Origin of the sequence: Vibrio proteolyticus NBRC 13287, assembly GCF_000467125.1 — a bacterium.
Lineage (GTDB): Bacteria > Pseudomonadota > Gammaproteobacteria > Enterobacterales > Vibrionaceae > Vibrio > Vibrio proteolyticus.
The window spans coordinates 94,596-119,583 of record NZ_BATJ01000008.1; the positions used below are offsets into that span (position 1 = coordinate 94,596).

General features: G+C 48.4%; 18 protein-coding genes and 4 tRNA genes. 17 read left to right on the forward strand and 5 right to left on the reverse strand.

Annotation, left to right across the window (positions count from 1 at the left end; translation table 11 throughout):
- Positions 1 to 2 precede the first annotated feature (2 nt).
- Positions 3 to 2,366 (reverse strand): DNA polymerase II, encoded by a 2,364-nt coding sequence (locus VPR01S_RS11395; RefSeq protein WP_021705485.1) that lies wholly within the window; start codon positions 2,364 to 2,366, stop codon positions 3 to 5.
- A 539-nt stretch (positions 2,367 to 2,905) separates the two neighbouring features.
- On the opposite strand from VPR01S_RS11395, the gene uvrY reads away from it, so the two are divergent.
- The 7 genes from uvrY to VPR01S_RS11430 all read left to right on the forward strand — a co-directional run bounded on the left by uvrY (position 2,906) and on the right by VPR01S_RS11430 (position 6,662).
- Entirely contained in the window at positions 2,906 to 3,550 is a 645-nt protein-coding gene (gene uvrY, locus VPR01S_RS11400) for a UvrY/SirA/GacA family response regulator transcription factor (protein WP_021705486.1), read from the forward strand.
- A complete protein-coding gene (gene uvrC, locus VPR01S_RS11405; RefSeq protein ID WP_021705487.1) occupies positions 3,550 to 5,382 on the forward strand; it encodes an excinuclease ABC subunit UvrC in 1,833 nt (610 codons plus the stop codon). Before uvrY ends, uvrC begins: the two co-directional genes overlap by 1 nt.
- A gap of 46 nt (positions 5,383 to 5,428) precedes the next feature.
- Positions 5,429 to 5,986: a CDP-diacylglycerol--glycerol-3-phosphate 3-phosphatidyltransferase gene (gene pgsA / locus VPR01S_RS11410; RefSeq protein ID WP_021705488.1), complete on the forward strand. Its 558-nt coding sequence runs from the start codon at positions 5,429 to 5,431 to the stop codon at positions 5,984 to 5,986.
- Positions 5,987 to 6,264: 278 nt separating this feature from the next.
- Positions 6,265 to 6,338, forward strand: a tRNA-Cys gene (locus VPR01S_RS11415).
- A 3-nt stretch (positions 6,339 to 6,341) separates the two neighbouring features.
- Positions 6,342 to 6,417, forward strand: a tRNA-Gly gene (locus VPR01S_RS11420).
- Between the two features lie 58 nt (positions 6,418 to 6,475).
- Positions 6,476 to 6,562: transfer RNA gene (locus tag VPR01S_RS11425), tRNA-Leu, on the forward strand.
- A gap of 24 nt (positions 6,563 to 6,586) precedes the next feature.
- Positions 6,587 to 6,662: transfer RNA gene (locus VPR01S_RS11430), tRNA-Gly, on the forward strand.
- A gap of 56 nt (positions 6,663 to 6,718) precedes the next feature.
- On the opposite strand, the gene VPR01S_RS11435 is transcribed toward VPR01S_RS11430, so the two are convergent.
- Entirely contained in the window at positions 6,719 to 7,786 is a 1,068-nt protein-coding gene (locus VPR01S_RS11435; protein WP_021705489.1) for a PQQ-dependent sugar dehydrogenase, read from the reverse strand.
- 215 nt (positions 7,787 to 8,001) lie between these two features.
- Between VPR01S_RS11435 and VPR01S_RS11440 the strand changes: the two genes are divergently transcribed.
- The 4 genes from VPR01S_RS11440 to VPR01S_RS11455 all read left to right on the forward strand — a co-directional run bounded on the left by VPR01S_RS11440 (position 8,002) and on the right by VPR01S_RS11455 (position 13,355).
- Complete coding sequence (locus VPR01S_RS11440; RefSeq protein WP_021705490.1) at positions 8,002 to 8,787, forward strand: TetR/AcrR family transcriptional regulator; 786 nt, start codon at positions 8,002 to 8,004, stop codon at positions 8,785 to 8,787.
- Positions 8,788 to 8,962: 175 nt separating this feature from the next.
- A complete protein-coding gene (locus VPR01S_RS11445) occupies positions 8,963 to 11,341 on the forward strand; it encodes an efflux RND transporter permease subunit (protein WP_021705491.1) in 2,379 nt (792 codons plus the stop codon).
- Between the two features lie 70 nt (positions 11,342 to 11,411).
- Positions 11,412 to 12,164: an outer membrane lipoprotein-sorting protein gene (locus tag VPR01S_RS11450; RefSeq protein WP_052035752.1), complete on the forward strand. Its 753-nt coding sequence runs from the start codon at positions 11,412 to 11,414 to the stop codon at positions 12,162 to 12,164.
- Positions 12,165 to 12,173: 9 nt separating this feature from the next.
- Complete coding sequence (locus tag VPR01S_RS11455) at positions 12,174 to 13,355, forward strand: hypothetical protein (protein ID WP_021705493.1); 1,182 nt, start codon at positions 12,174 to 12,176, stop codon at positions 13,353 to 13,355.
- A gap of 90 nt (positions 13,356 to 13,445) precedes the next feature.
- Here the strand turns inward: VPR01S_RS11455 and VPR01S_RS11460 are convergent, their stop codons facing one another.
- Positions 13,446 to 14,882, reverse strand: coding sequence for a serine protease (locus VPR01S_RS11460; RefSeq protein WP_021705494.1), 1,437 nt, complete (start codon positions 14,880 to 14,882; stop codon positions 13,446 to 13,448).
- 286 nt (positions 14,883 to 15,168) lie between these two features.
- A complete protein-coding gene (locus VPR01S_RS11465) occupies positions 15,169 to 15,651 on the reverse strand; it encodes a GNAT family N-acetyltransferase (RefSeq protein ID WP_021705495.1) in 483 nt (160 codons plus the stop codon).
- A gap of 259 nt (positions 15,652 to 15,910) precedes the next feature.
- Between VPR01S_RS11465 and pheS the strand changes: the two genes are divergently transcribed.
- From pheS to VPR01S_RS11480, 3 genes are all read left to right on the forward strand, one after another.
- Complete coding sequence (pheS, locus tag VPR01S_RS11470) at positions 15,911 to 16,894, forward strand: phenylalanine--tRNA ligase subunit alpha (protein WP_021705496.1); 984 nt, start codon at positions 15,911 to 15,913, stop codon at positions 16,892 to 16,894.
- An 18-nt stretch (positions 16,895 to 16,912) separates the two neighbouring features.
- Positions 16,913 to 19,300 (forward strand): phenylalanine--tRNA ligase subunit beta, encoded by a 2,388-nt coding sequence (pheT, locus tag VPR01S_RS11475; protein WP_021705497.1) that lies wholly within the window; start codon positions 16,913 to 16,915, stop codon positions 19,298 to 19,300.
- A gap of 297 nt (positions 19,301 to 19,597) precedes the next feature.
- A complete protein-coding gene (locus tag VPR01S_RS11480) occupies positions 19,598 to 21,211 on the forward strand; it encodes a peptide ABC transporter substrate-binding protein (RefSeq protein WP_021705498.1) in 1,614 nt (537 codons plus the stop codon).
- Between the two features lie 60 nt (positions 21,212 to 21,271).
- Here the strand turns inward: VPR01S_RS11480 and pncB are convergent, their stop codons facing one another.
- On the reverse strand, positions 21,272 to 22,582 hold the full coding sequence (gene pncB / locus VPR01S_RS11485) for a nicotinate phosphoribosyltransferase (RefSeq protein WP_021705499.1): 1,311 nt from the start codon (positions 22,580 to 22,582) through the stop codon (positions 21,272 to 21,274).
- A gap of 283 nt (positions 22,583 to 22,865) precedes the next feature.
- Between pncB and VPR01S_RS11490 the strand changes: the two genes are divergently transcribed.
- The 3 genes from VPR01S_RS11490 to ihfA all read left to right on the forward strand — a co-directional run bounded on the left by VPR01S_RS11490 (position 22,866) and on the right by ihfA (position 24,966).
- Entirely contained in the window at positions 22,866 to 23,579 is a 714-nt protein-coding gene (locus tag VPR01S_RS11490) for an NUDIX domain-containing protein (protein WP_021705500.1), read from the forward strand.
- A gap of 18 nt (positions 23,580 to 23,597) precedes the next feature.
- The gene (locus tag VPR01S_RS11495) at positions 23,598 to 24,251 is read left to right on the forward strand and encodes an isochorismatase family protein (protein WP_021705501.1); all 654 of its coding nucleotides are present in this window, start codon (positions 23,598 to 23,600) and stop codon (positions 24,249 to 24,251) included.
- A 418-nt stretch (positions 24,252 to 24,669) separates the two neighbouring features.
- Positions 24,670 to 24,966, forward strand: coding sequence for an integration host factor subunit alpha (ihfA, locus tag VPR01S_RS11500; RefSeq protein WP_021705502.1), 297 nt, complete (start codon positions 24,670 to 24,672; stop codon positions 24,964 to 24,966).
- Positions 24,967 to 24,988 lie beyond the last annotated feature (22 nt).

Sequence of the window (24,988 nt, forward strand, 5' to 3'; positions counted from 1 at the left end):
GGTTAAAACAGACCAAGCTGGGGCAAACTCAGGTTGGTGAAGTCTAAGCCGATAAACGGCAGTATGGCATCGCCCACGGGCTTCAACTGTTTATCAATGTAGTGTTGATAGTCTATTGGGCTTTTCAGGTATTCTTTCGGCTCAGGTCCGTTGACCGTGATGACGTATTCAATGACCCCTTTACTCTGGTATTGCAATGGTCGTCCCAGTTGCGCGTTGATGTCATCAGCCATACGAGCGGCCCGTACCTGCGGTGGTACGTTCTTTTGGTATTCGTGTAATTTACGTCGCAAGCGCTTTTGATACACCAGTTCATCATCAAATCGGCCAGCGAGCGTGTCTTCGACAAACTGCCGTACAAAGTCTTGTGGATCCTGTTCGTGAAACACCATCTGATAAAGTTGTTGTTGGAAGCGTTGGGCGAGCGGGGTCCAGTCGGTTCGCGCACTTTCCAACCCTTTAAATACGATTCTTTCTTGTTCGCCTTCTCCAATGAGCCCGGCGTAACGCTTTTTGGACCCCGTCTCAGCGCCACGAATCGTTGGCATCAAAAACTTGCGATAATGAGTTTCGTACTCCAGTTCCAATATTGACGTCAGGTCGTATTCTGTCTGCAGATGTTCGGTCCACCACTCATTAATGTAACGCACCAGTGTCTGACCTGTTTCATCGGCTTGCTGCTGAGTGTAGGCACCGTTGAGTGAGACAAACGTTGAGTCGGTATCGCCGTAAATCACCTGATAGCCTTTGGCCTCGATCAGCTTTTTGGTTTGCTTCATGATTTCGTGCCCACGCATGGTAATGCTTGATGCCAGGCGCGTATCAAAGAAGCGACAACCGGATGAGCCCAGAACACCGTAAAACGAGTTCATGATGATCTTAATAGCTTGTGAAAATGCCTGCTCCTGATTCTTTTTAGCCACATCCCGAGCCGCCCAGAGGTCTTCGATCATCTTTGGCAGAAAGTGCTTTTCACGGTGAAATTGACCGCCACGAAAGCCAGGGACCGCTTGATCCGGCTGGTTACCTATTTCAAGCCTCAGACCTTCAATCAGCCCCATTGGGTCAATCAAAAACGAGCGGATAATCGATGGATACAGGCTTTTGAAATCCAGTACCAGCACCGAATCATACAAATTGGGAATCGAGTCCATGACATAGCCGCCCGGACTGGCGATCCAGTTTTCCGGGTGCAGGTTTGGTGCAACGTAGCCTGCGCGGTGAATTTGCGGCAGGTAGAGATTTGTAAAAGACGCGACCGAACCGCCCACCCGGTCCAGTTCGACGCCCGTCAATCGAGAGCGTTCGATCGCAAAATCGAGCAGGTGAGTGTGACGAAAGATTTTATTGACCAGCACGCAATCTTGCAGGTTGTACTTCGCCAATGATGGCTTGTCATGGCGGAACATATGGTTAATTTCGGCCATGCGGTCGTGCACATTGTGAATCTGCTTGCCTTCGCCAAGCAACTCTTGGGACACCGATTCCAATGACCAGGAGCGGAAATGGTAAGTGGCCGTTTTGAGCGTATCAATGCCGTCCATAACCACGCGACCGGGAATGGTCACAAAGCCTTGCTGCGTTTGAGTCGATGAGCGGAACGAACTGTATTGGCCGGCCCGGCCAATACGCAGTTTCAGGTTATGCCATTCGGCACGTTTATGCAGCAGACGGAAGTCAAAATCAATCACGTTCCAGCCGACGATCACATCGGGATCGTAGCGACTGAACCATTCGATCATCGCTTCCAGCAGCGCATATTCGTCTTTGACCCACTGGATCGAAGTGTCGGCTGCTTCGGGATCGCCAATCATGATGACTCGACTGTCCATCTCGCTATCCAGACCGATGGAATACAGAATGCCTTTTTCTGAGCACTCCAGGTCGAGTGAAACGACTTTCAAATGAGGGATGTAATTACCCTGACGACACTTTGTCTGACGGACTTGGTGATAACCATTATGCGGTTGTGCGCTGCCAGCAAATTCGATACTGCCTTTTATAAAACGTTCCATCAGGTAACGGTCTGCCAATTTAATGTCGGCTTCCAGCATGAATATATCTGACTTGCTCAAGATATCGGAGAGGGTAAAACTGTCGCGAATAGTGTTGCAGTAACAGGCGGCGAGAGGATGGTGTTCGAAGCTTTTCAAGCCCAGCGGATTGATAACGACAGTGAGACTGTGTTGATTCGCCAAAAGAGTTGCTTGCTCAATGTCATTCTGTTCAATAAAGAAGACCGGTTGTTCACCGCGGACAATCAAATTCACCGGACCTTGCTCGGTGGCAACCCACAAGTCAATTTGGGTCTGGCCTGCAATGTCCCGGGCTTGCCGGGTCAGAAGAAAACCTTGTTGAATAGTCAAAAATGGGTCCTTGTTGAACAAAAAAACGTCGTAATAGCCGGATAGAAAGGATTTTATCAAAAAATGCTGACATACACAGATTCAATCTCGGTTAGCGTTTGTTCCGCCTTGCTCAAATTCCCCTGAGTCGTGGATAAAATCAGCTACACTTAACGGAGTTGCTACTATGCGTTTTGTTGTTTATTTGTCGTTGAGAAGGCACGTTCAACAGATACAAGCGCAGAGTACGACCAACGATGAATAAAGATTTTGTTGATAGCGTGTTCTTATTCAAATTTATGCGCGTGTAGAAGATTTCAATCTAGCGGCAGTAATCAAGTCAGGATATGATAAAATATTCATTATCCTTTTAACTTATTGATTTAAAGGTTAAATGTGTACTAGTCGTCAGTTCTGAAAATAAGTACTTGCTAAAGTTTGCTTTTGCGCACATATTCAGAGTAAGTAAATTCGGCGAATTAAGTTAAAATAGGCAGCCATGCTGCTATCCACTGCCTCAAGTGGGTGCAGAGCCAATTTAAGAGTGTGGAGATACAAGTTTGATAAGTGTTTTCCTTGTAGATGATCACGAGCTGGTTCGCACAGGGATACGACGTATTATTGAAGACGTCCGTGGAATGAACGTAGCAGGGGAAGCTGACAGCGGTGAAGAAGCAGTCAAATGGTGTCGCACTAATCATGCCGATGTCATTTTGATGGATATGAACATGCCGGGAATCGGTGGTCTGGAAGCCACGAAGAAGATCCTGCGTTTCAATCCGGATGTGAAAATCATCGTTTTAACTGTTCATACGGAAAATCCGTTTCCAACTAAAGTGATGCAGGCAGGTGCCGCAGGGTATCTGACGAAAGGTGCTGGCCCGGACGAAATGGTCAACGCGATTCGCGTTGTTCACAGCGGGCAGCGTTATATCTCACCTGAGATTGCTCAACAAATGGCGCTCAGCCAGTTTTCACCAGCGTCTGAAAACCCATTTGCGGACTTGTCCGAGCGTGAGTTGCAGATCATGTTGATGATAACTAAAGGGCAGAAAGTGACCGATATATCTGAGCAGTTGAATCTCAGCCCCAAAACGGTGAACAGTTACCGTTACCGATTGTTCAGTAAACTGGACATCAGCGGTGACGTTGAACTCACCCATCTGGCGATCCGACACGGAATTTTAGATACCGAGACACTATAGTGACCACCACCTTTGACTCGGTTTCCTTTCTTAAGACAGTAACCAATCAGCCCGGCGTTTACCGTATGTACAACGCCGACGCTGTGGTTATTTATGTCGGTAAAGCCAAAGATCTCAAAAAGCGCCTGTCCAGTTACTTTCGTCAGCGTGTAGACAGCGAAAAAACCAGAGCACTGGTCAGCAACATCGCAAAAATTGATGTCACGGTTACCCATACTGAGACAGAAGCGCTGATCCTCGAACACAACTACATCAAGCAGTATCTTCCCAAATACAACGTATTGCTGCGGGACGATAAGTCGTACCCTTATATTTTTATCAGTGGGCATAAACATCCTCGCTTGTCGATGCATCGTGGTGCGAAAAAGCGCAAAGGGGAATATTTTGGCCCGTATCCCGACTCTGGCGCTGTCCGTGAATCTTTGCATCTGATCCAGAAAATCTTTCCGGTACGTCAGTGTGAAGACACGGTATACAGCAATCGTACCAGGCCTTGCCTGATGTATCAGATTGGACGTTGTGCGGGGCCTTGCGTTAGCAGCATTATCTCTGATGAAGAATACGCGGAGCTGGTCAACTACGTGCGTTTATTCTTGCAGGGAAAAGACAAGCAGGTGCTGGAAATTCTGATTGCGAAAATGGAAGAAGCCAGCCGTACACTTAAATTTGAAGATGCGGCCAAATATCGCGATCAGATTCAAGCCATCCGCCGGGTACAGGAACAACAATTCGTTTCTGAAGACAGTATGGATGATATGGATGTATTGGGCTTTGCGCAGGAAAACGGCATTGCCTGCATCCATATTCTGATGATACGGCAAGGTAAAGTGCTGGGGAGCCGGAGTCATTTTCCCAAAGTACCGTCGAACACATCGCAGGAAGAGGTGTTTTATAGTTTTCTCAGTCAGTACTACCTCAGTCACAATGAAGCGAGAACGATCCCAACGCGGATCATCCTTAATCAAGGGCTGGTGGATGACATTAAGCCACTTCAGGATGCGCTCAGCGAAGTGGCGGGTAGGAGGGTGACGTACCATGTCAATCCGGCTGGGACACGAGGCCGCTACCTCAAGTTGGCGAATACCAATGCGCTGACCGCGATTACCACCAAGATCAATCATAAAATGACGATTTCTCAGCGTTTCAAAGCACTGCGCGAAGTGCTGGATATGGATGGCATCAACCGGATGGAGTGTTTTGATATCTCCCATACCATGGGGGAAAGTACCATTGCGTCATGCGTGGTATTCAATCCCGAAGGGCCGGTTAAGCAGGAGTACCGTCGTTATAACATTACCGGAATCACCGGAGGCGATGATTACGCTGCAATGGGACAGGCTCTGGAGCGACGCTACTCAAAACAACTGGATATTGAGAAAATCCCGGACATTATTTTTATTGATGGTGGTAAAGGTCAGCTTAACCGTGCGCATGATATCATCAGAGAATACTGGGATGACTGGCCTAAGCGCCCTAGAATGATAGGCATTGCGAAAGGTGTTACGCGTAAGCCAGGGTTGGAAACTCTGATCACCACGGACGGAGAAGAATTTAATTTACCCAGTGATGATCCCGCCTTGCATCTCATTCAGCATATTCGCGATGAAAGCCACAATCACGCGATTGCAGGTCATCGGGCGAAGCGCGGTAAAACCCGCCGTACCAGTGCACTTGAAGGTATCGAAGGTATTGGACCAAAACGTCGTCAGGCATTGCTCAAATACGTGGGTGGATTACAAGAATTAAAGCGGGCGAGTGTTGAAGAAATAGCCAAAGTGCCGGGGATTAGCCATTCTTTGGCAGAAAACATTTATCAAGCATTGAAACAATAAGAAAAATCCCGCAACATTAACGCGCAAACGATAAGAGCCTAATAATATGCGTTTTAACATTCCTAATATTTTATCTCTCCTGCGACTTTTCCTGATCCCGGTATTTGTCGTCGTGTTTTATCTCCCGTACAGCTGGGCGCCTTTTGCGGCCGCTATGGTATTCTGGGTGGCTGGCTTTACTGACTGGCTGGATGGTATGTTGGCACGAAAACTGGGGCAAACCTCCCGTTTTGGCGCTTTTATTGATCCCGTGGCAGATAAAGTATTAGTGGCAACGGCTCTTATTCTTATCACGGAACATTACCACTCAATCTGGATTACGATTCCGGCATTAACCATGATAGCGCGTGAAATCATTATCTCGGCATTGCGTGAATGGATGGCCGAAATTGGTAAACGTGCCAGCGTCGCGGTTTCTTGGATCGGTAAAGTGAAAACGCTGACACAGATGTTTGCGCTGTGGGTTCTTATCTGGCGGTATGATGACTGGATGATCTGGGTTGGTTATATATCCATCTATGTCGCAACAGTATTAACCTACTGGTCGATGGCACAATATCTGGTTGCAGCGAAAGACGATTTACTTAACGAAGAACATCATTAAAAGAGCGGGCGTGAAGCCCGCTTTTTTTATGTAGGATGTTGCCTGGACAACGAGGTTAAATCACAAAAAACTACTCAACAAGATTTTAATAAATGTTCATATTAATCTAAGGTTTGTCGGTGGTTTTCGCTAAGAAATTGACCAATTTAAGCGTTTTTGAATGCAATTTAGACAAACGATTTAAAAATTGAAAAATAATGTTGACTCGGATGATCGAATCCGTAGAATGCATCCCGTACCCAAGAGGAACGCAATGCAGTGAATCTTGGAATTACAGAGGCGCGTTGGCAGAGTGGCTATGCAGCGGATTGCAAATCCGTGGACCTCGGTTCGACTCCGGGACGCGCCTCCATTTGCGACACTAGCTCAGTTGGTAGAGCGCAACCTTGCCAAGGTTGAGGTCACGAGTTCGAACCTCGTGTGTCGCTCCAAATTTATAGGTATGGCTAAGGCGATATCTTGATGGTGTCTCCATCACACATTTAGTGTGCCCTGGTGGTGGAATTGGTAGACACAAGGGATTTAAAATCCCTCGGCGTTCGCGCTGTGCCGGTTCAAGTCCGGCCCGGGGCACCATCTTAATGCTCATTTGAGCGCTATGCGACACTAGCTCAGTTGGTAGAGCGCAACCTTGCCAAGGTTGAGGTCACGAGTTCGAACCTCGTGTGTCGCTCCAAATTTTAAACCCAGCCTGATGGCTGGGTTTTTTGTTATTTGGGCTTTGTTCTGGGGCTAAGGTTTAAGTTGGTACACATTTCCACGATCGGTGGAAAAGTATATCCATCCTTGCGGGCTGACCTCGATATCGCGGATTCGCTCACCCAGCTCTTGCAGAATTCTCTCTTCACCCACTGCTTCAAAGTTATCATTCAGGCTGACGATGTTAATATGAGTCAGTTTAAGCGAGCCTGAAAGAAGTTTTCCGTTTAGCGCGGGATACTTATCACCTCGGTACAGTATAAGGCTACCGGGAGCGATAGAGGGCACGTACACTTTGACCGGTGGTTCTATTCCCGGTTTTTCTTTGGCGTCACCAACGTCTAATGGGCCCCAATACTCCTTACCGTGGGAAGTGACAGGCCAGCCGTAGTTTTTTCCCTTTTGGATGCGATTAATCTCATCGCCCCCCCTTGGTCCGTGTTCAATTTCCCAAAGCTGTTGGGTTTGAATGTCGTAAGTAAGCCCCTGGGGATTGCGGTGACCATAAGTCCAGATTTCATCAAGTATCGTTGGATCTTTCACAAATGGGTTGTCTTGCGGGATCGAACCGTTGGGATTAAGACGCAATATGGCAGCAGCGTGTGTCCGTGTGTTTTGCCCGTTGTCTCTATTGCCACGATCGCCGATGGAAAAATAGACGTGCGATTGGTCAAACGCAATCCGGCTACCAAAGTGACGTCCAGTGTCAGACGTCGAACGACTCACTAACACATCTCGCCAGTTAGTGAGGTTACCGTCGCGATAATCCGCAACTGCTAGCGTAGTGGCACCTTGGCCACTCACGTCCTTGCTGTAGGTAACGTACACTTTACCAGGATCAAACGGGGAGACGGCAATATCCAGCAGGCCACCTTGTCCGCGAGCCCATACGTCTTCTACCTCAAACAGGTTGCGAATAGCGCCAGTCGACAGCGTCAGTTGTTTTATCCCACCATTACGCTCTGTGACAAGGAGAGTGTCGTTGTCGACAAAGCTCATGCCCCAGGGGACCGCAAAGCCGCCCGCCACTTTCTCAACTTGCCAGCCCCAGGCTGGAAAACACAATGTAGCCCCGAGTAGAGGAAGAGTCAGTCGACGCATGTTTGTTCCTTTTGTTGTTTTTTAAACAGCGTAGCGGCTTAAGGAAACTATTGCCCGAATGAATATTTAACAAAAAGTAACTTGATATGATCGATTTATCGGCTATTATGACGATGTGTCAAAAATGACGAATCGTCATAATTTGGCAGGCTACACAGATAATGCTTTCGTGTTAAACTTAGTGCGTCAGGAAATCAGGACCAGAGACGGAAGACATGTTTGGCTTTAGCTGTATAAAGAGTGAGAAGAATGAACCCGGCCGAGGCTCAGGTTTGAGCAAGAAGCAGCAGGCGATAGCAAATCGTGAACTCGAATTGATCGAGCTCGCTATTGGCATTATTCGTGAGCAAGGGTTTGGTGCGTTGACTATGGATAAGCTGACTGCAGCCAGTCCCTATTCAAAAGGCACGATCTACAATCATTTTTGCAGCAAAGAAGACGCCATTCTTGCCGTATGCGTCAATTCTTTACGCCGGGAGTCACAATTGTTCGAACGTGCCGCAGGCTTTGAAGGAAGCTCGCGCGAAAGAATCATTGCGATGCACGTGGCGTTTCGCATTTATGCGCGAATGGAGCCGGTGCTGTCAACGTGTGCCATCATGGCAAAAAGTCCATGGGTCATTGAGAAAGCCTCTCCAGAGCGGATAAATTACCTGAATCAACTGGAAGAGCTGGTGATTCAGGGGGCAGATGATCTGGTCAGTGCAGCGGTGCAGGAAGGGGATCTTCGATTTACGCCCGGCATCAGCTCAGATGCGATTGTATTCGCTAACTGGTCGATTGCTTTTGGATCAAATGCCTTAACACAAAACGCATCCAACAGCCGCTGTATCAGCCGCTTGCAGGATCCGTTTACGGTGTTGCACAATGCGAATATGCTGCTGGATGGTCTGGGCTGGAAACCGCTCTCGTCTGAGTGGGATTACAGAAAGACCTGGCAGAAAGTTGAACAGACTCTGTTTAAAGATGAACTGACTTATCTGGAATCGGTGGGCCGTTAACGCTCCACCAGCCTGTGACAGGATTAAAACCCATGCAAATGGGTTTTTAAATATCCATTAATGACGATTCGTCAAAAAATGAGAGAGCATGGCTGTCCCATTTTGACGCTTACTGAGAGCAAAACGTTCACTTTGCTCTGTCGTGTAAAAAATCACGTCACAAATGGAGAATGTGATGAAACAGGTTACCCTTCCAGACAACCGCGCTCAGTTCTGGCTGACCGCACCCACACGCTACGCCTGGCTGGTGTGTATGGCGGTTTTAACCGCAATACTCGTCGCTGCTTTAGGTGCGAAAAATCTCTACTTTCGTGGGGATTACAACATCTTTTTCGATGGCAGCAATCCTCAACTTCAGGCGTTTGATGAAATTCAGACGACGTTCGCTAAATCGGACAGTGTCGCTATTGTCATTGCACCAGAAAACGGCAATGTGTTTAATCGGCGAACCCTCACTTTATTACAGAAATTGACCAAAGATGCCTGGCAAACACCGTATTCCAGTCGGGTTGACTCTTTGGCTAACTACCAGCACACAGAGGCGATTGATGATGATCTGCTGGTTGAAGACTTGCTTTACGACGAGTATCCGCTTACGCCTGAGCGAATCGAAAAAGTCAAACAGATTGCGCTAAATGAACCTCTGCTTAAAAACTTACTGATTTCAGCAGACGGTGCCGTGTCGGTGGTCAACATCACAGTGCAGTTGCCGCAGGACGACGAGACTGCGGAGGTCACGGAAGTGGTGACCTATATCAATCAGTTGCTGGAACAGTATCGTCAACTCTATCCGGATGTCGAATTCCATAAAGCGGGCATCATCGCGATGAACGAGGCATTTATGGTATCTGCTCAGCAGGACACCGCGACGCTCGTACCCACCATGTTGCTGGTCATTCTGGTTTTTCTGACCTTGATGCTGCGTTCTTTGTTGAGTGTGATGGCGACGTTACTGGTGATCATCGGCTCGGTTGTGGCGACGTTGGGGCTGGCCGGTTGGGGCGGGGTGTTTATGTCCACGGCGACGGTGAATGTGCCGACCTTAATCATGACACTAGCCGTTGCCGATTGTGTGCATGTGATTGCGACCATGCGTTACAACCTGCAAAAAGGCCACTCTAAAACCTATGCCATTGATCACAGTGTCACTATCAATGTGGTTCCGATCCTGATCACTTCCGTGACAACGGCGATTGGTTTTCTGATGATGAATATGTCTGACTCACCAGTTCTGCGCGACTTCGGTAACCTATCGGCAGTGGGGGTGATGATCGCTTGCGGCCTGTCGATCAGCCTGCTGCCAGCGCTACTTAAGATTTTACCGATTCGTGTTGCGCCAGCATCGCAGCAGCAGCCGACAACACGCATGGATCGCCTGGCCGATTTTGTGGTCACACAGCGTAAATTGTTGTTGCCCTTGTCCGTGATTGTGATTGTGGCTTTTGGTGCGTTGATCCCGCTGAACAAAGTGAACGATGATGCCGTGAAGTATTTTGACACGCGCAGTGATTTTCGTCGTGCGGCGGATTTTATGGAATCCCACATCAGCGGAATGACCAACATCAGTATTGCCGTCAAAACACATGAGTCACAGGGGATTGCCGATCCGAAGTTTATTGAGACCATTGGCGCATTCTCTGAATGGATGAGAGCCCAACCTGAAACGGACCACGTTGCCACTTTGTCGGATGTCTACAAACGGCTCAATAAAAACATGCACGCCGATGATGAGCAATATTTCCGTCTCCCTCAGGACAGAGAGCTGGCTGCGCAATATTTGCTGTTGTATGAAATGTCGTTGCCTTACGGGTTGGATCTCAACAACCAGATCAATGTCGACAAATCGTCACTGAAGTTGGTGGTTACAACCGATAACCTCGGCAGTAAAGAGCTGGTCGCGCTCGAAAATCGTATTTACGCCTGGTTTAATACCAACGCGCCGCAATACGAGGTCGTGGCATCCAGTCCATCAATGATGTTTGCCCATATTGGTGAAACCAATATGCAAAGTATGTTATCGACGTTGCCACTCACTATGGTTTTGATCTCCGCACTGATGATTTTTGCTTTGCGTTCGCTGCGGCTGGGGATCATCAGCCTTATTCCTAATATGGCTCCGGCGATCATCGGTTTTGGTGTCTGGGCACTGCTATCAGGCGACATCAACCTCGGATTATCCGTCGTCGTGACACTGACGTTGGGGATTGTGGTCGATGATGCCGTCCATTTTCTCTCCAAATATCAGCGGGCTCGTCAAGAAGGACAAAGTGCCGAACAGGCGGTGCGTTACGCCTTCCACACTGTTGGCCGTGCGTTGTGGATCACGACGGTAGTGTTGGTCGCCGGGTTTATGGTTTTGGCGATGTCGAGCTTCAGACTCAATTCCGACATGGGGCAACTCAGTGCGCTGGTAATTTTACTCGCTCTGATCGTCGACTTTCTGTTTCTCCCGACACTGCTGATGCGTTTTGATACCAAAACTTATCCCGCAGATGCGCCGTTATCTCAACCTCAGTCTCAACCGGGACATCCGGCTACGAACTCGACTCACTAGAAGGAACATATCAATGAATATTGCTAAGCCAACATACTTTACCCGCGTGTTATCTCTTGCCTGTGTCTTGATGGTTACAGCCGGAGTGACGTCACCTGTCTGGGCGGACCCGGCCCGGGGGCTGGAAATTGCTCAGGAACGCAAAGTCCGTGGTGAGGGGTGGGGGGATACGATCGCGACCATGGAAATGGTACTGAAAAACGCGCAGGGAGAGAGCAGTACTCGTCTGATGCGCCTCAAATCACTGGAAGTGAACGGTGATGGCGATAAGGGACTGACGATTTTTGACCAGCCACGAGATGTCTCAGGCACCGCCTTTCTGAATCATTCACACACTTTAGATGCGGATGACCAGTGGCTGTATTTGCCCGCACTGAAACGGGTGAAGCGGATATCTTCACGCAACAAATCGGGCCCATTTATGGGCAGTGAGTTTGCATACGAGGATCTCAGTTCGTTTGAAATTGAAAAATACACCTTCAATTACGTCAAAGATGAAGAGATCGATGGCCAGCCTGCGTTTGTGCTGGAACAAGTACCGACTGATAAAAACTCTGGTTACACACGTCAGATTGTGTGGATTGATCAGATTCATTTTCGTCCGTTGCAGATCGAATTCTATGACCGAAAAGGTGCGCTTCTCAAGACGCTTCAGTTCAGCCAGTACCAACAGTATCAAGGGAAATACTGGCGAGCACACGCGATGAATATGCAAAATCACCAGACCGGTAAGAGCACACTGTTAACCACCAGTGAGATCACTTTCAATAACGGGCTGGATGCCAAGGATTTCCAGAAAACCGTGCTGAAACGCGTGAAGTAAGAGGTCGCGATGAGTCGAACAAATAATCGTATCTCTGTGATTGCTTCTCTGGCGCTAGCACTCGTTCCGTTACAATGTCACGCGTGGGAGTTGTCCGGCCAGGTCAACCTTGAGCATCGGCAGTTTTTTGAACGCGGTCTGGACAGGCAGGGCCGGGTGCAGAGCTCGTTAGTCTTGCAACCGGAAATCTACCAGTCATGGGGTGATGGCAATGCAAGCTTTACTTTTGTGCCGTTTTATCGTCTTGATAGTATGGATGATGAACGTACACATGGTGATATTCGTGAAGCACTTTATCTGACGTACTGGAGTGACTATGAGCTACGGCTTGGCATTGGCAAAGTGTTTTGGGGGGTAACGGAGTCGGAGCATCTGGTGGACGTGGTTAACCAGACCGATGCGATTGAAGCGGTCGATGGCGAAGATAAATTGGGGCAACCCATGATTCATTTCACCAGCATTAAAGAGTGGGGGGTCGTGGATGCACTGCTGTTGCCCTATTTTCGTGAACGGACATTCGCAGGTGAAGATGGTCGCTTGAGACCGACGATCCCGGTTTCTGATGACGCTCTGTATGAATCCTCGCGTAAAGAAAAGCACGTGGATGTGGCCTTGCGTTACGCGAAAATGTTGGGTGATTGGGATGTCGGGCTTAGTTATTTCCAGGGCACCAATCGTGATCCTTACTATCGTCTGCAATCGCAACAACTGAAACCTTACTATGCGCAGATGTCTCAGGTCGGACTCGATGTTCAGGGGATCGTCGGTGACTGGTTATGGAAGCTCGAGAGTATCTATCGAGATAGTGAAGATAACCACACTGGTGTGGTCTCGGGGTTTGAGTACACCTGGGTAGGGGCGTTAGGGTCCGTATGGGATGTCGGGTGGATAGCGGAGTATCTGTACGACAGCCGGGGTAACAATGCCCAGACAACCGGACAGAATGACCTTTTTCTCGGAACGCGTTTTGCGCTGAATGATGAAGACGGAACGGAAGTTTTGATCGGGGTATCACAAGATCTGGATCATTCAGATGTGTACAGCGCCAAGCTAGAGGCATCGAGTCGCATCAATAATCACTTTAAATGGCGCATCGATGGTTGGTTGTTCGAAAACAACACGCCGGATGATTTGCTTTATTTTGCGCGAAGGGATGATTTTATTGAGTTCTCTCTGGAGTACTATTTTTAATTTCTTTCTGGTCTCACTTTATTTTCTCGAGTGACAAATAAAAAGGACGCAGAAGCTGCGTCCTTTTGTTATCAGATAAAAGAAAAATCATTAATTTTCAGTCACATTTAAGGTCACGCCTGAAAAGCTGTTGTAAGCGCGCAGCATAATATACAGATCTTCTCCAGCCAACGCTGCGGAGCACGACTCGTTATTGCCGGACAGATAAGGTCGGCAGTCATAGGCGCTGGTGGTTGGCTGAGCGCCTGAGCGAACATACAAATCGGCATCGCCGCTGCCTGAGTTGATGGTGACGTTAAGCGGTGCGGTTCTGTTTTGCGCTTTCACTACCCACATCTGTTGTTCGCCTTTGCTGAGCGCTAAACCAGTGACGGGGGTACCCGGAACCAACTCCTGGATGCCGTTATTCGGTTGTCCGACCGAACCATCGGGCAGCGTGTTATTGAAGAATGTGGCGACCTGAGGCCAAATTTTGCTGATTTTAACCCCTTGGTTTTCACAGCCACCAAAGTGGTGCAGAGCGATCGCTTTGTTGTTGGCCGTGTTCAGCACTGGCGAACCTGACGAGCCGCCGATGGTGTCACAAAAGTAACCGGTATCGGTATTGGTGCCTCGTCCATTCGCCGATGCAACATCAATCTGGCAATAGCCGGAGCCGTTTTGATCACTTTCAATCGCCAACTCTTTTGGATTGCCCGAGCCATGCTGAGGAATGTAGATTCCGTTACCATACACTGGTTCGCTGTTATCCAGCCCCAGATAACCAAAGGATTCAATTTTACTGAAATCATCCACGGAAAATAGAGTGTAGTCTAAGGTATAATCGGTGCTGAAAAGTTGGTCACCCATGACTTTCACTGTGGTTGATAACGTGCCGTTACAAGTGCTGCGTTGGTAGTTGAACCACACCTCGGTATTTTTGAGTTCTGCTTCGGTGCTGACACAGTGGTTGTTGGTAAACAGTTTATTGTCAGGACCAACACGCCAGGCCGTGCACAGGCTGCGTCCATCGATCAGTAATCGGGCGACTGGGCTCGACCAGGCGACTTTTTCGGCGTGTGAGTCCTGCCAGCACGCTACGTCTTTCCGCTCATTCACGCCGCAGGTCGACAGTGTTGTGTTGCTGCTTTCAAAGCTGGTGGCGGTTTCTTTGCCTGCCATGTAGTAATCGATATCAAACTGACCGGTTTCTCCCTGCGCATTCGGGATCAGCTCAATGGTGATCTGGTCGCCAAAAATAGACTGCGCATACCAGTCGGTTTGACTGGTGGAATACTCAACCACCTCTGATCCGTCACGTGATGTTAGGCGAATCACACTGCCTTTAGGCAAGGTTAGGCTCTTGAAGTGAAGTTTGATGAATTCAGCATCGGTATGCTCGACAGTCATCGAAGTGGATGTCTCTCCGATAGAGGATAGGGTGAACGGGATTTCATCTGCGATCACAGGCAACGCGGTTTGCGCGTAAGCCACTGAGGAGACAATACAAGATGAAGCTAAGATGACGTTGCGTATTATGTTTATCATTGGAGTTCCTTTCTATGTGAGGTCCAATAAAAACATAAGCAATAAACACAAATAAGCAATCTGTTGCTTATTTGTGTTTAGGTGAAATTTCGTTGACAGAGTGAGCCAGAGACCGAAATAACAGGTCTGAGCGTATCAAGGTAAAAGGCAAGAAATGCTTTCCCGCAGTCAATGGGATTCATTTTTTGCGAACCAGATCAAACCAACCAATCATCACCAGTAGACGTTACTCGCGCTTTATCACGGTGCTCTTTGGGGTGGGAAAGAACGTTGATATTTCTGTAATTTACAGCGCCTTTAACATCCATACATCGCACCCACTATGCTCTGTTCCTTCCAGAGGACTATTCAAATGAATAAACCCGAGCTTTTCATACAGCTGGATTGCAGATTTCATCGACGTCAGTGTATCAAGGTAACACTGCTTAAACCCTTGCTGGCAAGCAAAATCCAGACAACGTTCGGCCAACGCTTTACCCAGACCCAGCCCGCGACTTTCCGGTAACAGAAAAAGTTTTTTCAGTTCACAAGTCTGTGCCGACCCCTGAAACGGGGCCAGACCACAGCCTCCGACGATTTTTCCGTCAACCGTAGCCACCAGGTACAAACTTTGTTTGTCGGCAGTGTAGTATTCGCTCATCGCCAGCACTTCAGGATCAGATGGCCCAAAACCTTCACCGACGGCACCGAACTCTGCACCTACGGCTTTGATGATGGCGCAGATATCAGCGTCTTGATCGGCGCGGATAGGTTCAATTACAGCAGTCATTTTTAATCCTTTTTTTCTTTTAATTACCAATTAGCTTGGTGTTAAAAGCACTTTTATCAAGTGTTGAGGTGAAATTTTACCCAAAGGCGGTAAATAAACGGATTTCAGTTTGGATTTGACCTTGTCATTCGTTACTATGTACAGCTATCTATAGACCCAAGATTCCTGTCGGGTACTGGCTGTTGAGCAGCCTACCCAGAATGGACACTACCACTTATATCTATTGCCTTGCAGGTAGGTATAGGTAGATGAGGAAACGATGCAACATCTAGAAGAGATCATTGCTAACGCGAACGCAGCCATTGAATCTGCAGATTCGTTAGTCGCACTTGATGAAGTGCGTGTTCAGTATCTGGGCAAAAAAGGTGAGCTAACCGCTCAGCTTCAAAGCCTGGGTAAACTACCACCAGAAGAACGCCGCGAAGCTGGTCAAGAGATCAACAAAGCGAAAGGCGTGGTTCAACAAGCAATTGCAGCTCGTAAAGACGCACTGCAGACTGCGGAACTGGAAGCCAAACTGGCAGCAGAAACGATCGACGTAACGCTACCGGGTCGCCGTATTGAAAACGGTGGTCTACATCCAGTCACTCGTACCGTTGAGCGTATTGAACAGTTCTTTGGTGAGTTGGGCTTTAATACAGAAGCCGGTCCTGAAATCGAAGACGCATTTCACAACTTTGATGCGCTGAACATTGCTGAAGATCACCCAGCTCGTACTGACCACGACACCTTCTTCTTTAATCCAGATCTGATGTTGCGTACTCATACCTCTGGCGTACAGATCCGTACGATGGAAAATGGCAAACCGCCGTTCCGTTTCATCGCTCCGGGCCGTGTATACCGTAACGACTACGACCAAACACACACGCCAATGTTCCACCAAGTGGAAGGTATGCTGGTTGATGAAAATGTCAACTTTGCCCAGTTGAAGGGCATTCTGCACGACTTCCTGTGTAACTTCTTTGAAGAAGAAGTTGAGGTTCGTTTCCGTCCTTCATACTTCCCGTTTACCGAGCCTTCAGCAGAAGTTGATGTGAAAGGTAAAAACGGCAAATGGCTAGAGGTTCTGGGCTGTGGCATGGTTCACCCGAACGTTCTGCGTGCAGTAGGTATCGACCCTGAGAAATACTCTGGTTTCGCATTCGGTATGGGCGTTGAGCGTCTGACGATGCTGCGTTACGGCGTAAACGACCTACGTGCGTTCTTCGAGAACGATCTTCGTTTCCTAAAACAGTTCAAGTAATCCAGGGGATTTATCACTATGAAATTCAGCGAATCATGGCTTCGTGAGTGGGTAAACCCTGCGGTATCGACTGACGAGCTTACTCACCAAATTACAATGGCGGGTCTGGAAGTAGACGACGTACTACCTGTAGCCGGTTCATTCACTGGCGTTAAAGTGGGTCACGTTGTTGAATGTGGTCAGCACCCTGACGCAGACAAACTGCGCGTAACGAAAATCGATGTTGGTGAAGACGAACTGCTCGACATTGTTTGTGGCGCGTCAAACTGTCGCCAAGGCCTCAAAGTTGCAGTTGCAACCGTAGGCGCGGTGCTTCCGGGCGATTTCAAAATCAAGAAAGCGAAACTGCGCGGCCAACCTTCTCACGGTATGCTGTGTTCCTTCACTGAACTGGGTATCGACGTAGAATCAGATGGCATCATGGAACTGGCTGAAGATGCCGTGATCGGTACTGACTTCCGTGAATTCCTGGGTCTGAACGATGTCACGGTCGACGTAGATCTGACAGCAAACCGTGCAGACTGTTTCAGCATTCGTGGTCTGGCGCGTGAAGTGGGCGTACTCAACCGTGCCGATGTGACTGAGCCAGCGGTTAACCCAGTGGCGCCAGCGATCGATGACAACATCTCAATTGAAGTGAAAGCCTCAGCAGCATGCCCGCGTTATCTTGGGCGTATCGTTAAGAACGTTAACGTTCAAGCAGAAACACCGCTGTGGATGCAAGAGAAACTGCGCCGTTGTGGCATTCGCTCAATCGACCCAGTGGTTGATATCACAAACTACGTTCTGCTAGAGCAAGGCCAACCAATGCACGCATTTGATCTGGCTAAGATCGACATCGGCATCGTGGTACGTATGGCAGAGCAGGGCGAAAAACTGACTCTTCTAGACGGTACCGAAGCAGAACTAAACGCGGACACACTAGTGGTTGCAGACCACGGTAAAGCGCTAGCAATCGCGGGTATCTTCGGTGGTGAAGAATCTGGTGTAACATCAGAAACTAAAGACGTGCTACTAGAGTGTGCATTCTTTGCACCTGACCACATTCGTGGCCGCGCTCGTAGCTATGGTCTGCACACTGATTCTTCCATGCGTTTTGAACGTGGTGTCGATTTCGCACTACAAGCAAGCGCAATGGAGCGTGCAACTGAGCTGCTCGTTGAAATCTGTGGCGGTGAAGTGGCGCCGGTTGTCGCGGTAGAATCTGAATCAGACCTACCAGCAGCGAACACAGTAGCACTGCGTCGTACTAAGCTAGACAACCTACTTGGTCATCACATCCCTGATGCCGACGTAGTAGAAATTCTAGAGCGTCTTGGCCTGACTGTTGAAGCAACAGAATCGGGTTGGATCGCGACAGCACCAACATGGCGCTTTGACATCGCGATTGAGCAAGACTTGATCGAAGAAGTGGGCCGTATCTACGGTTACGACAACATTCCTAACCAGCACCCAGTTGCTGCGCTTAAGATGCACAACCACGTAGAAGCGGACCTTCCTCTTAAACGTGTACGTAACCTGTTGGTTGACCGTGGTTACCAAGAAGCGATTACCTACAGCTTTGTTGAACCAGAGCAACAAAAACTGATCGTGCCAGACGTAGAGCCGTTGATTCTGCCATTCCCAATTTCTGCGGAAATGTCAGCAATGCGCCTGGGTCTTATCCAGGGTCTGTTGAATACTGTGGTTCACAACCAAAAACGTCAGCAACCACGCGTTCGTCTGTTCGAATACGGTCTGCGTTTCATTCCTTGTGAATCGGCAGAAAACGGCATGCGTCAAGAGCCAATGCTCGCGGGCGTGATTGCCGGTACTCGCGGTGAAGAACACTGGGATATGGCAACGCAAACTGTGGATTTCTTTGACCTGAAAGGCGATCTGGAAGCGATTCTTGAGCTTTCTGCGAACGAAAAAGCCTACTCGTTTGCGGCAGCGAAGCATCCAGCACTTCACCCAGGTCAATCTGCGGCAATCATCGTAGATGGCAAAGAAGTGGGCGTGATCGGTACAGTTCACCCAGAGCTAGAACGAAAGTTTGGTCTGAATGGCCGTACTATCGTATTCGAAATCGAATGGTCTGCGATCAACACGAAAGTGATCCCAGAAGCGGTACAACTGTCTAAGTTCCCATCAAACCGTCGTGACATCGCAGTCGTTGTTGACGAAACCGTTGCTTCTGGTGACATCGTTGCAGCATGTCTGGAGCAAGGTGGCGAGTTCCTGAAAGACGCGAAACTGTTCGACGTTTACGTAGGTAAAGGTGTTGAAGACGGCAAGAAGAGCCTGGCGATTGCACTGACGCTACAATCGGTTGAGCGTACGCTTGAAGATGCCGATATCGCAGGCGCGGTAGACGCGATCGTTGCACACGTATCCGATAAGTTCGGTGCTGCTCTGCGCGACTAAGTGCCATAATGAACTCTGATTAACGAGTGTTCAAACCCTGCCTGTTCGGCAGGGTTTTTTATTCTTTCCTGTCTCCTTTCTACGTATTGATATTTTCTAATCAATAGAAATAACAATGAGTTATTCATAAAACCTTAACTTAGCTCCCAGAGTCCGGTGATAAAACACGTTATAACAAAGTGTTCAATTCACACTGTTAGGATGTCAGTGTGGAACTGGAGACGTACGCCGGAGCTGAATTCGGCCGATAGGTGACTGGCTCTCTGCCCGTTAACCATTTAAGTATAAGGAAATCAGATGCAAAAATTTACCCGAACACTGCTGGCAAGTAGCTTGGCAGTGCTTGTTTCATCTCCTGCGTGGGCGGCGGAAGTGCCAGCAGGCGTCATGCTGGCAGATACCCAAACCATCACTCGAGGTAACGGTGATGAAGTGCCAACGCTGGATCCGTCGATGTCGTCAGACACCTCGAGTTCCCGTGTTATCAGCGATATGTTTGAAGGTTTGGTGAGTGAGGACTTAGACGGTAATATCATCCCAGCCTTAGCCACCACGTGGGACGTTTCAGAAGACGCAACGCAGTACACTTTCCACTTGCGTGACGCAAACTGGTCGGATGGTTCGCCGATCAAAGCCAGCGACTTTGTGTTTGCATTCCAGCGCATTGTTGATCCGAAAACTGGCGCGCCTTACTCCTGGTATCTGGAGCTGGCCGGTATCGTCAATGCGTCAGAAATCACGAAAAGTGAGAAATCACCGGATACACTGGGTGTGAAAGCGTTAGACGATAAAACCGTTCAGATCACGCTGACCAAGCCTGTACCTTATTTTACCAAGATGCTAGCGCATGAGAGTACTTTTGCTCTGCCGGAAGCGACCGTGAAAAAATATGGTGAGAACTGGACCAAACCGGAAAACATCGTGACCAGCAGTGCTTATACGCTGGATACTTGGGTCATCAATGAGCGTGTGGTACTCAAGCGCAACCCAGCGTATTGGAACAACGACAAAACTGTGATCGAGACAGTCACGTATCTGCCGATTCAGGACGAAAACGCGGAATACAACCGCTTCCGTACCGGAGAAGTGGACATCACTTCAACGGTGCCGCTGGAGTTGTACAAAACCATCAAGAAAGAGCGTCCGAATGAACTGCTCACCATGCCATCGCTGGGCACATATTACTACTTGTTCAACACCAGTAGAAAGCCGTTTGATGATCCGCGAGTACGAAAAGCACTGGCGTACTCGATTGATCGCGATATCGTCGTAAATGGCATTTTGGGGATGGGGCAACTGCCTGCGTACTCAAACACGCCTCCTGCCGTGGCCGGGTTTGATGTGCCGACACTGGAATGGGCCGAAATGACGCAAGCTGAACGAAATAAACAGGCAAAACAATTGCTGGTGGAAGCGGGCTATGGCAAAGATAAACCTTTGTCGTTCGAGCTGGAGTATAACACCAGCGAATCACACAAAAAGCTGGCGATTGCGATGGCATCGATGTGGAAAAAGAACCTTGGTGCCAATGTTCAGATAGCAAATCAGGAATGGAAAACGTTCCTGCAGGAACTATCGTCAAAGAACTTTGAGGTAGCCCGTTATGCCTGGATCGGAGACTACAACGAAGCATCGACTTTCTTGTCTTACTTCGATTCTTCGGGCATGAACTACGGCGGTTGGCATGACGAGCGTTACGATAAAATGTTGCAAGACGCCACTTATGCGGCCAATGATGCGGAGCGTAAAGCCCTATACCAGAAAGCCGAGCAGATTTTCTCTGATCAGATGCCCGCAATTCCGGTGTATTTCTATACCCGTTCAGTGTTAAAACAGACACGTGTCGGTGGCTACAGCGACCACAACGCATCTGAGCGGCGCTATACGCGTGATTTGTACATCACTAAATAGTCGCTAGTAAAAAGCCAGTGCTCAACGACACTGGCTTTTTCATTGGAGTGGTGCGACTTATCAGGCGACACTTTGAAATTTGTGCTGGTTTATTTTCATTGACTTCAGTGTGCCTATGGCTTTGTCGAGATCGACAGGCAAGCCAAAACGCTGTTTGAGATTCATTAGGAAAAACAAATCCTCACACATGGCTTTCTCGGGTTCGTCACTGATTTTCGCGACGGGTGATCCATTACACTCCGCCATTTTTACGACCATGGAAAGCGGTTCATAGATTTTACCTTGACGGTTTTGCCATTCCCCCATGTCATTGGCCAAGAACGTGCCGATACCAAAGCTGATCTGTGTTCGGCCAGCAAAATATTCGCAAATCTCCAGCGCGCGGTCGAAATTAAGACCATCAGTGAAGATCAGCATCTTACTCATTGGATCGATTCCCAGCTTCTGGTAATGAGCGATCATTTTGTCACCCCAGTCAAACGGAGATCCTGAGTCATGTCGTACACCTGCGTATGCCTGAGCCCGGCGTAAATTGAAATCCTGCAAAAACGCATCGATACCGATGGTGTCGGTTAAGGCGATGCCGAGCGCGCCATCAAACGTGTGATGCCAGTTGTCGAGGGCAACGCGCTGAGAATCTCGTACGTTGACCATCGCTTGGTGTGCCATAAACCATTCGTGGGCAACCGTCCCAATTGGGGTCAGATCAAACTCACGGGCCAGATGATAGTTGCTGGTTCCGCTCAGGAGTTCAGGGATTTCCTGGCGCAGGTAGTCCAGCATGTCGTGTTGTGTCTGGTAGCTGAATCGGCGGCGGCTGCCCATTTCTGAAAAGCGGAAGTTGGTGATCTGACGTGCTGACAATTCTGCTTTGAGTCGCTGCACTTTGTCTTTGAGTACCGACATAAACTGTTTATAAGGAATGTCGTCCCAGCGACGACGGTTGCGCACCTCAGAGATGATGCTCATCACCAGTGTTTCGTAAAGAATGGTGTCTTTCCAGCTACCGGCAATGGATACGCGTAACTGTTTTTTACCTTTCAGTGTGCGAATGGTATCAACGCAGATTTGCTGCTGGGGCATAAAACGGAAATAACGCAGGTAATCGAGAAATGCCTCACTTAAGTGCGGTGCCTTCATCGTTAAATACTGGATATCCGTCTCAGAGAATGTGCAATTGGCCAGCTGAGCGATTTCCGCGCGCACTTCATTGATGAGATCAGACAAATCTTCATCGGAGCGAACGATGAGCTCATACCGGACATGTGCTTCTGGATACAGTCGGTGTGCGGCTTGCATCATATTGATCTTGTATACATCGAGATCGAGCGCACTTTGAATGATCCGGTGATGAAAAAGTTGGGCGTTCATAAGGCATCCTTAAACCATCAGGAGCAATGTTAATAACATTATGTTTGTTACCTAATGGGGGAACTGTAATTAACTCTGCCAAGTTTGTCAATTTGTGTTATTAACCACGAATATTGTGCTACTTTCTATAAGGTGGGATTTGTCAGCTATTCTCGTAAGTTAGCATCCACCTTGCTGGTTAAACGTTAATTTTTAAGTTAATAACAAATCGTTACTTTCCTGTTGACCTCGTGATAATGGCTGGGTAAGGTAGCGAACAAGTAGAGACATATAAGAGGCCACCATGATAGTAACCATTGACATGATATGTCTGAAATTGGGTGACAACGGGTTAGAAGTGCTTTTGATTAAGCGCAGTAACCCCAATCGTCCCCAATGTGGTATGTGGTCGATCCCTGGTGGTTTCGTGTTTGAACAGGACATGAGTGAGCAGGGCGGGTTGCCCGCCGATGAGGATTTTGACGCTGCGCGCAGGCGTATCTGTCGACAGAAGATCCACACTTACCCAAATTACATCAGTCAGCCTATGGTGGACGGCAACCCAAAACGTGATCCAGATGGGTGGAGTGTGTCCATTGCGCACTACGCACTGCTAAACCATACCAATGTCGAGCAGATCAACAACTGCGGCTTGTGCCGGGAACAACTTCGTTGGTTTCGTCTGGATAGTATACTTAATAATGAATTGGCTTTGGCATTTGACCATGCCGACCTGATTAAGCTGGCGTGGAATAAGCTGCGTGCAGCGGTGGAGTATACTTCCGTAGCGCTGTTTGCGCTTGATAAAGAGTTTTTAGTCTCTGACATCATTTCGGCTTACGCTAAGTTCGGTGTTGAGGTTAACCGGATGACAGTGAAGCGGCGCCTGATTGAAACAGGAGTCATCACCAGTGCAAACAAGATGGCTTCGAGTAATAAGGGGAAAGGCGGCAAGCCTGCTCAGGTGTACAGCCTTGGCCAGAAAAGTGTGACTTATTTTCAGACATGTCTGCGGTAACACCGCAAAGGATATCTCATGAGTACAGATGTAACGTTGGATAGAGCGACTACTGCCGCATTGGATGTGGATCCGCAGAAAGGCTTCAGCGAACTGTGTCCGAATGAATTGCCGGTGGCGGGCGCGCTCGATATTGTTGATGAGCTAAAGCGCAATCACAGTAAAGCGGCTTTAACGCTCGTGTCCAGAGACATGCATCCACCTGGCGCTGCCTGGGAAGCGGACACACCAGATCAGATGTTGCAGCCGGTAGGTTTGCCTGAGGTGGATATCAAATGGAACCCTCATTGTGTGGTTGGTACGCCAGGCGTGGAGCTGCTACCAGGTCTGCCGGCGGTGCGTGAGTATGATTTTCAAATCAATAAAGGCATCGACCCGGATGCACATCCTTATGGGGCTTTCTATCATGATCAGGCCGATACATTGTCAACGGGGGGGCTTGAGTTCTTACGTGCCAACCGCATTCACACTGTCATCGTGGGTGGTCTGGCGTTAGATTTTTGTGTCAAAAAATCGATAGAGCAGTTGCTGGAGGCTGGTTTTAACGTCGTATTGAATCTGGCTGCAACACGAGCGGTGTTTGCGGAAAATACCGCACAGGTGGCGGCTGAATTGAGTGCAAAAGGTGTCACTGTGGTCGACACTGCGGCATCTATTTCGGTGAGTGCATAACAGGTGCGGCCAATATTGGTTGAAATGCCAACGATGTTTACTACAGTGATATGAGATCGGGTGACTAGTTATATCCACACGGTAAGTGATTGATTTCACTAAATATAAAGAAATGACAAAAATTTTAAATTTGTCATTTAACTGGTCTTTTATTCTGATATTGACGCCTTAGTTGGTTTTAAATGTGGTAAATGGTTGATTTTGTATTGATATATCAGAATAAAACTAGATGTTGCCAGTTCTTTATGTCTTTGATTTGAATGGCTATTGTCTATTCGCTTAAGAAAAAAGTTGGCGAAAATCAGAAGCTTGGCATACACTTTCCAAGGTAAAGCCGATATGTTGTTGATTGGCTAGGCGAATTGCTTTGGCGCTGTCAATTGGCAGCAATGTTTAACACAGCTTTGAGGGAAGTTTTATGGCGCTCACAAAGGCCGATTTGGCTGAGAACCTGTTTGAAAAGCTTGGATACAGTAAACGGGATGCCAAGGAAACGGTTGAAGTGTTTTTCGAAGAAATTCGTAGAGCTCTGGAAAGTGGCGAACAGGTAAAACTGTCCGGTTTTGGGAATTTCGATCTGCGAGACAAGAATGAACGTCCGGGTCGTAATCCGAAAACGGGTGAAGACATTCCTATTTCTGCTCGACGTGTCGTAACATTCCGCCCGGGTCAAAAACTGAAGGCTCGCGTCGAGAATATTAAAGTCGAAAAGTAAAGACGCATAAGACCACACTCCC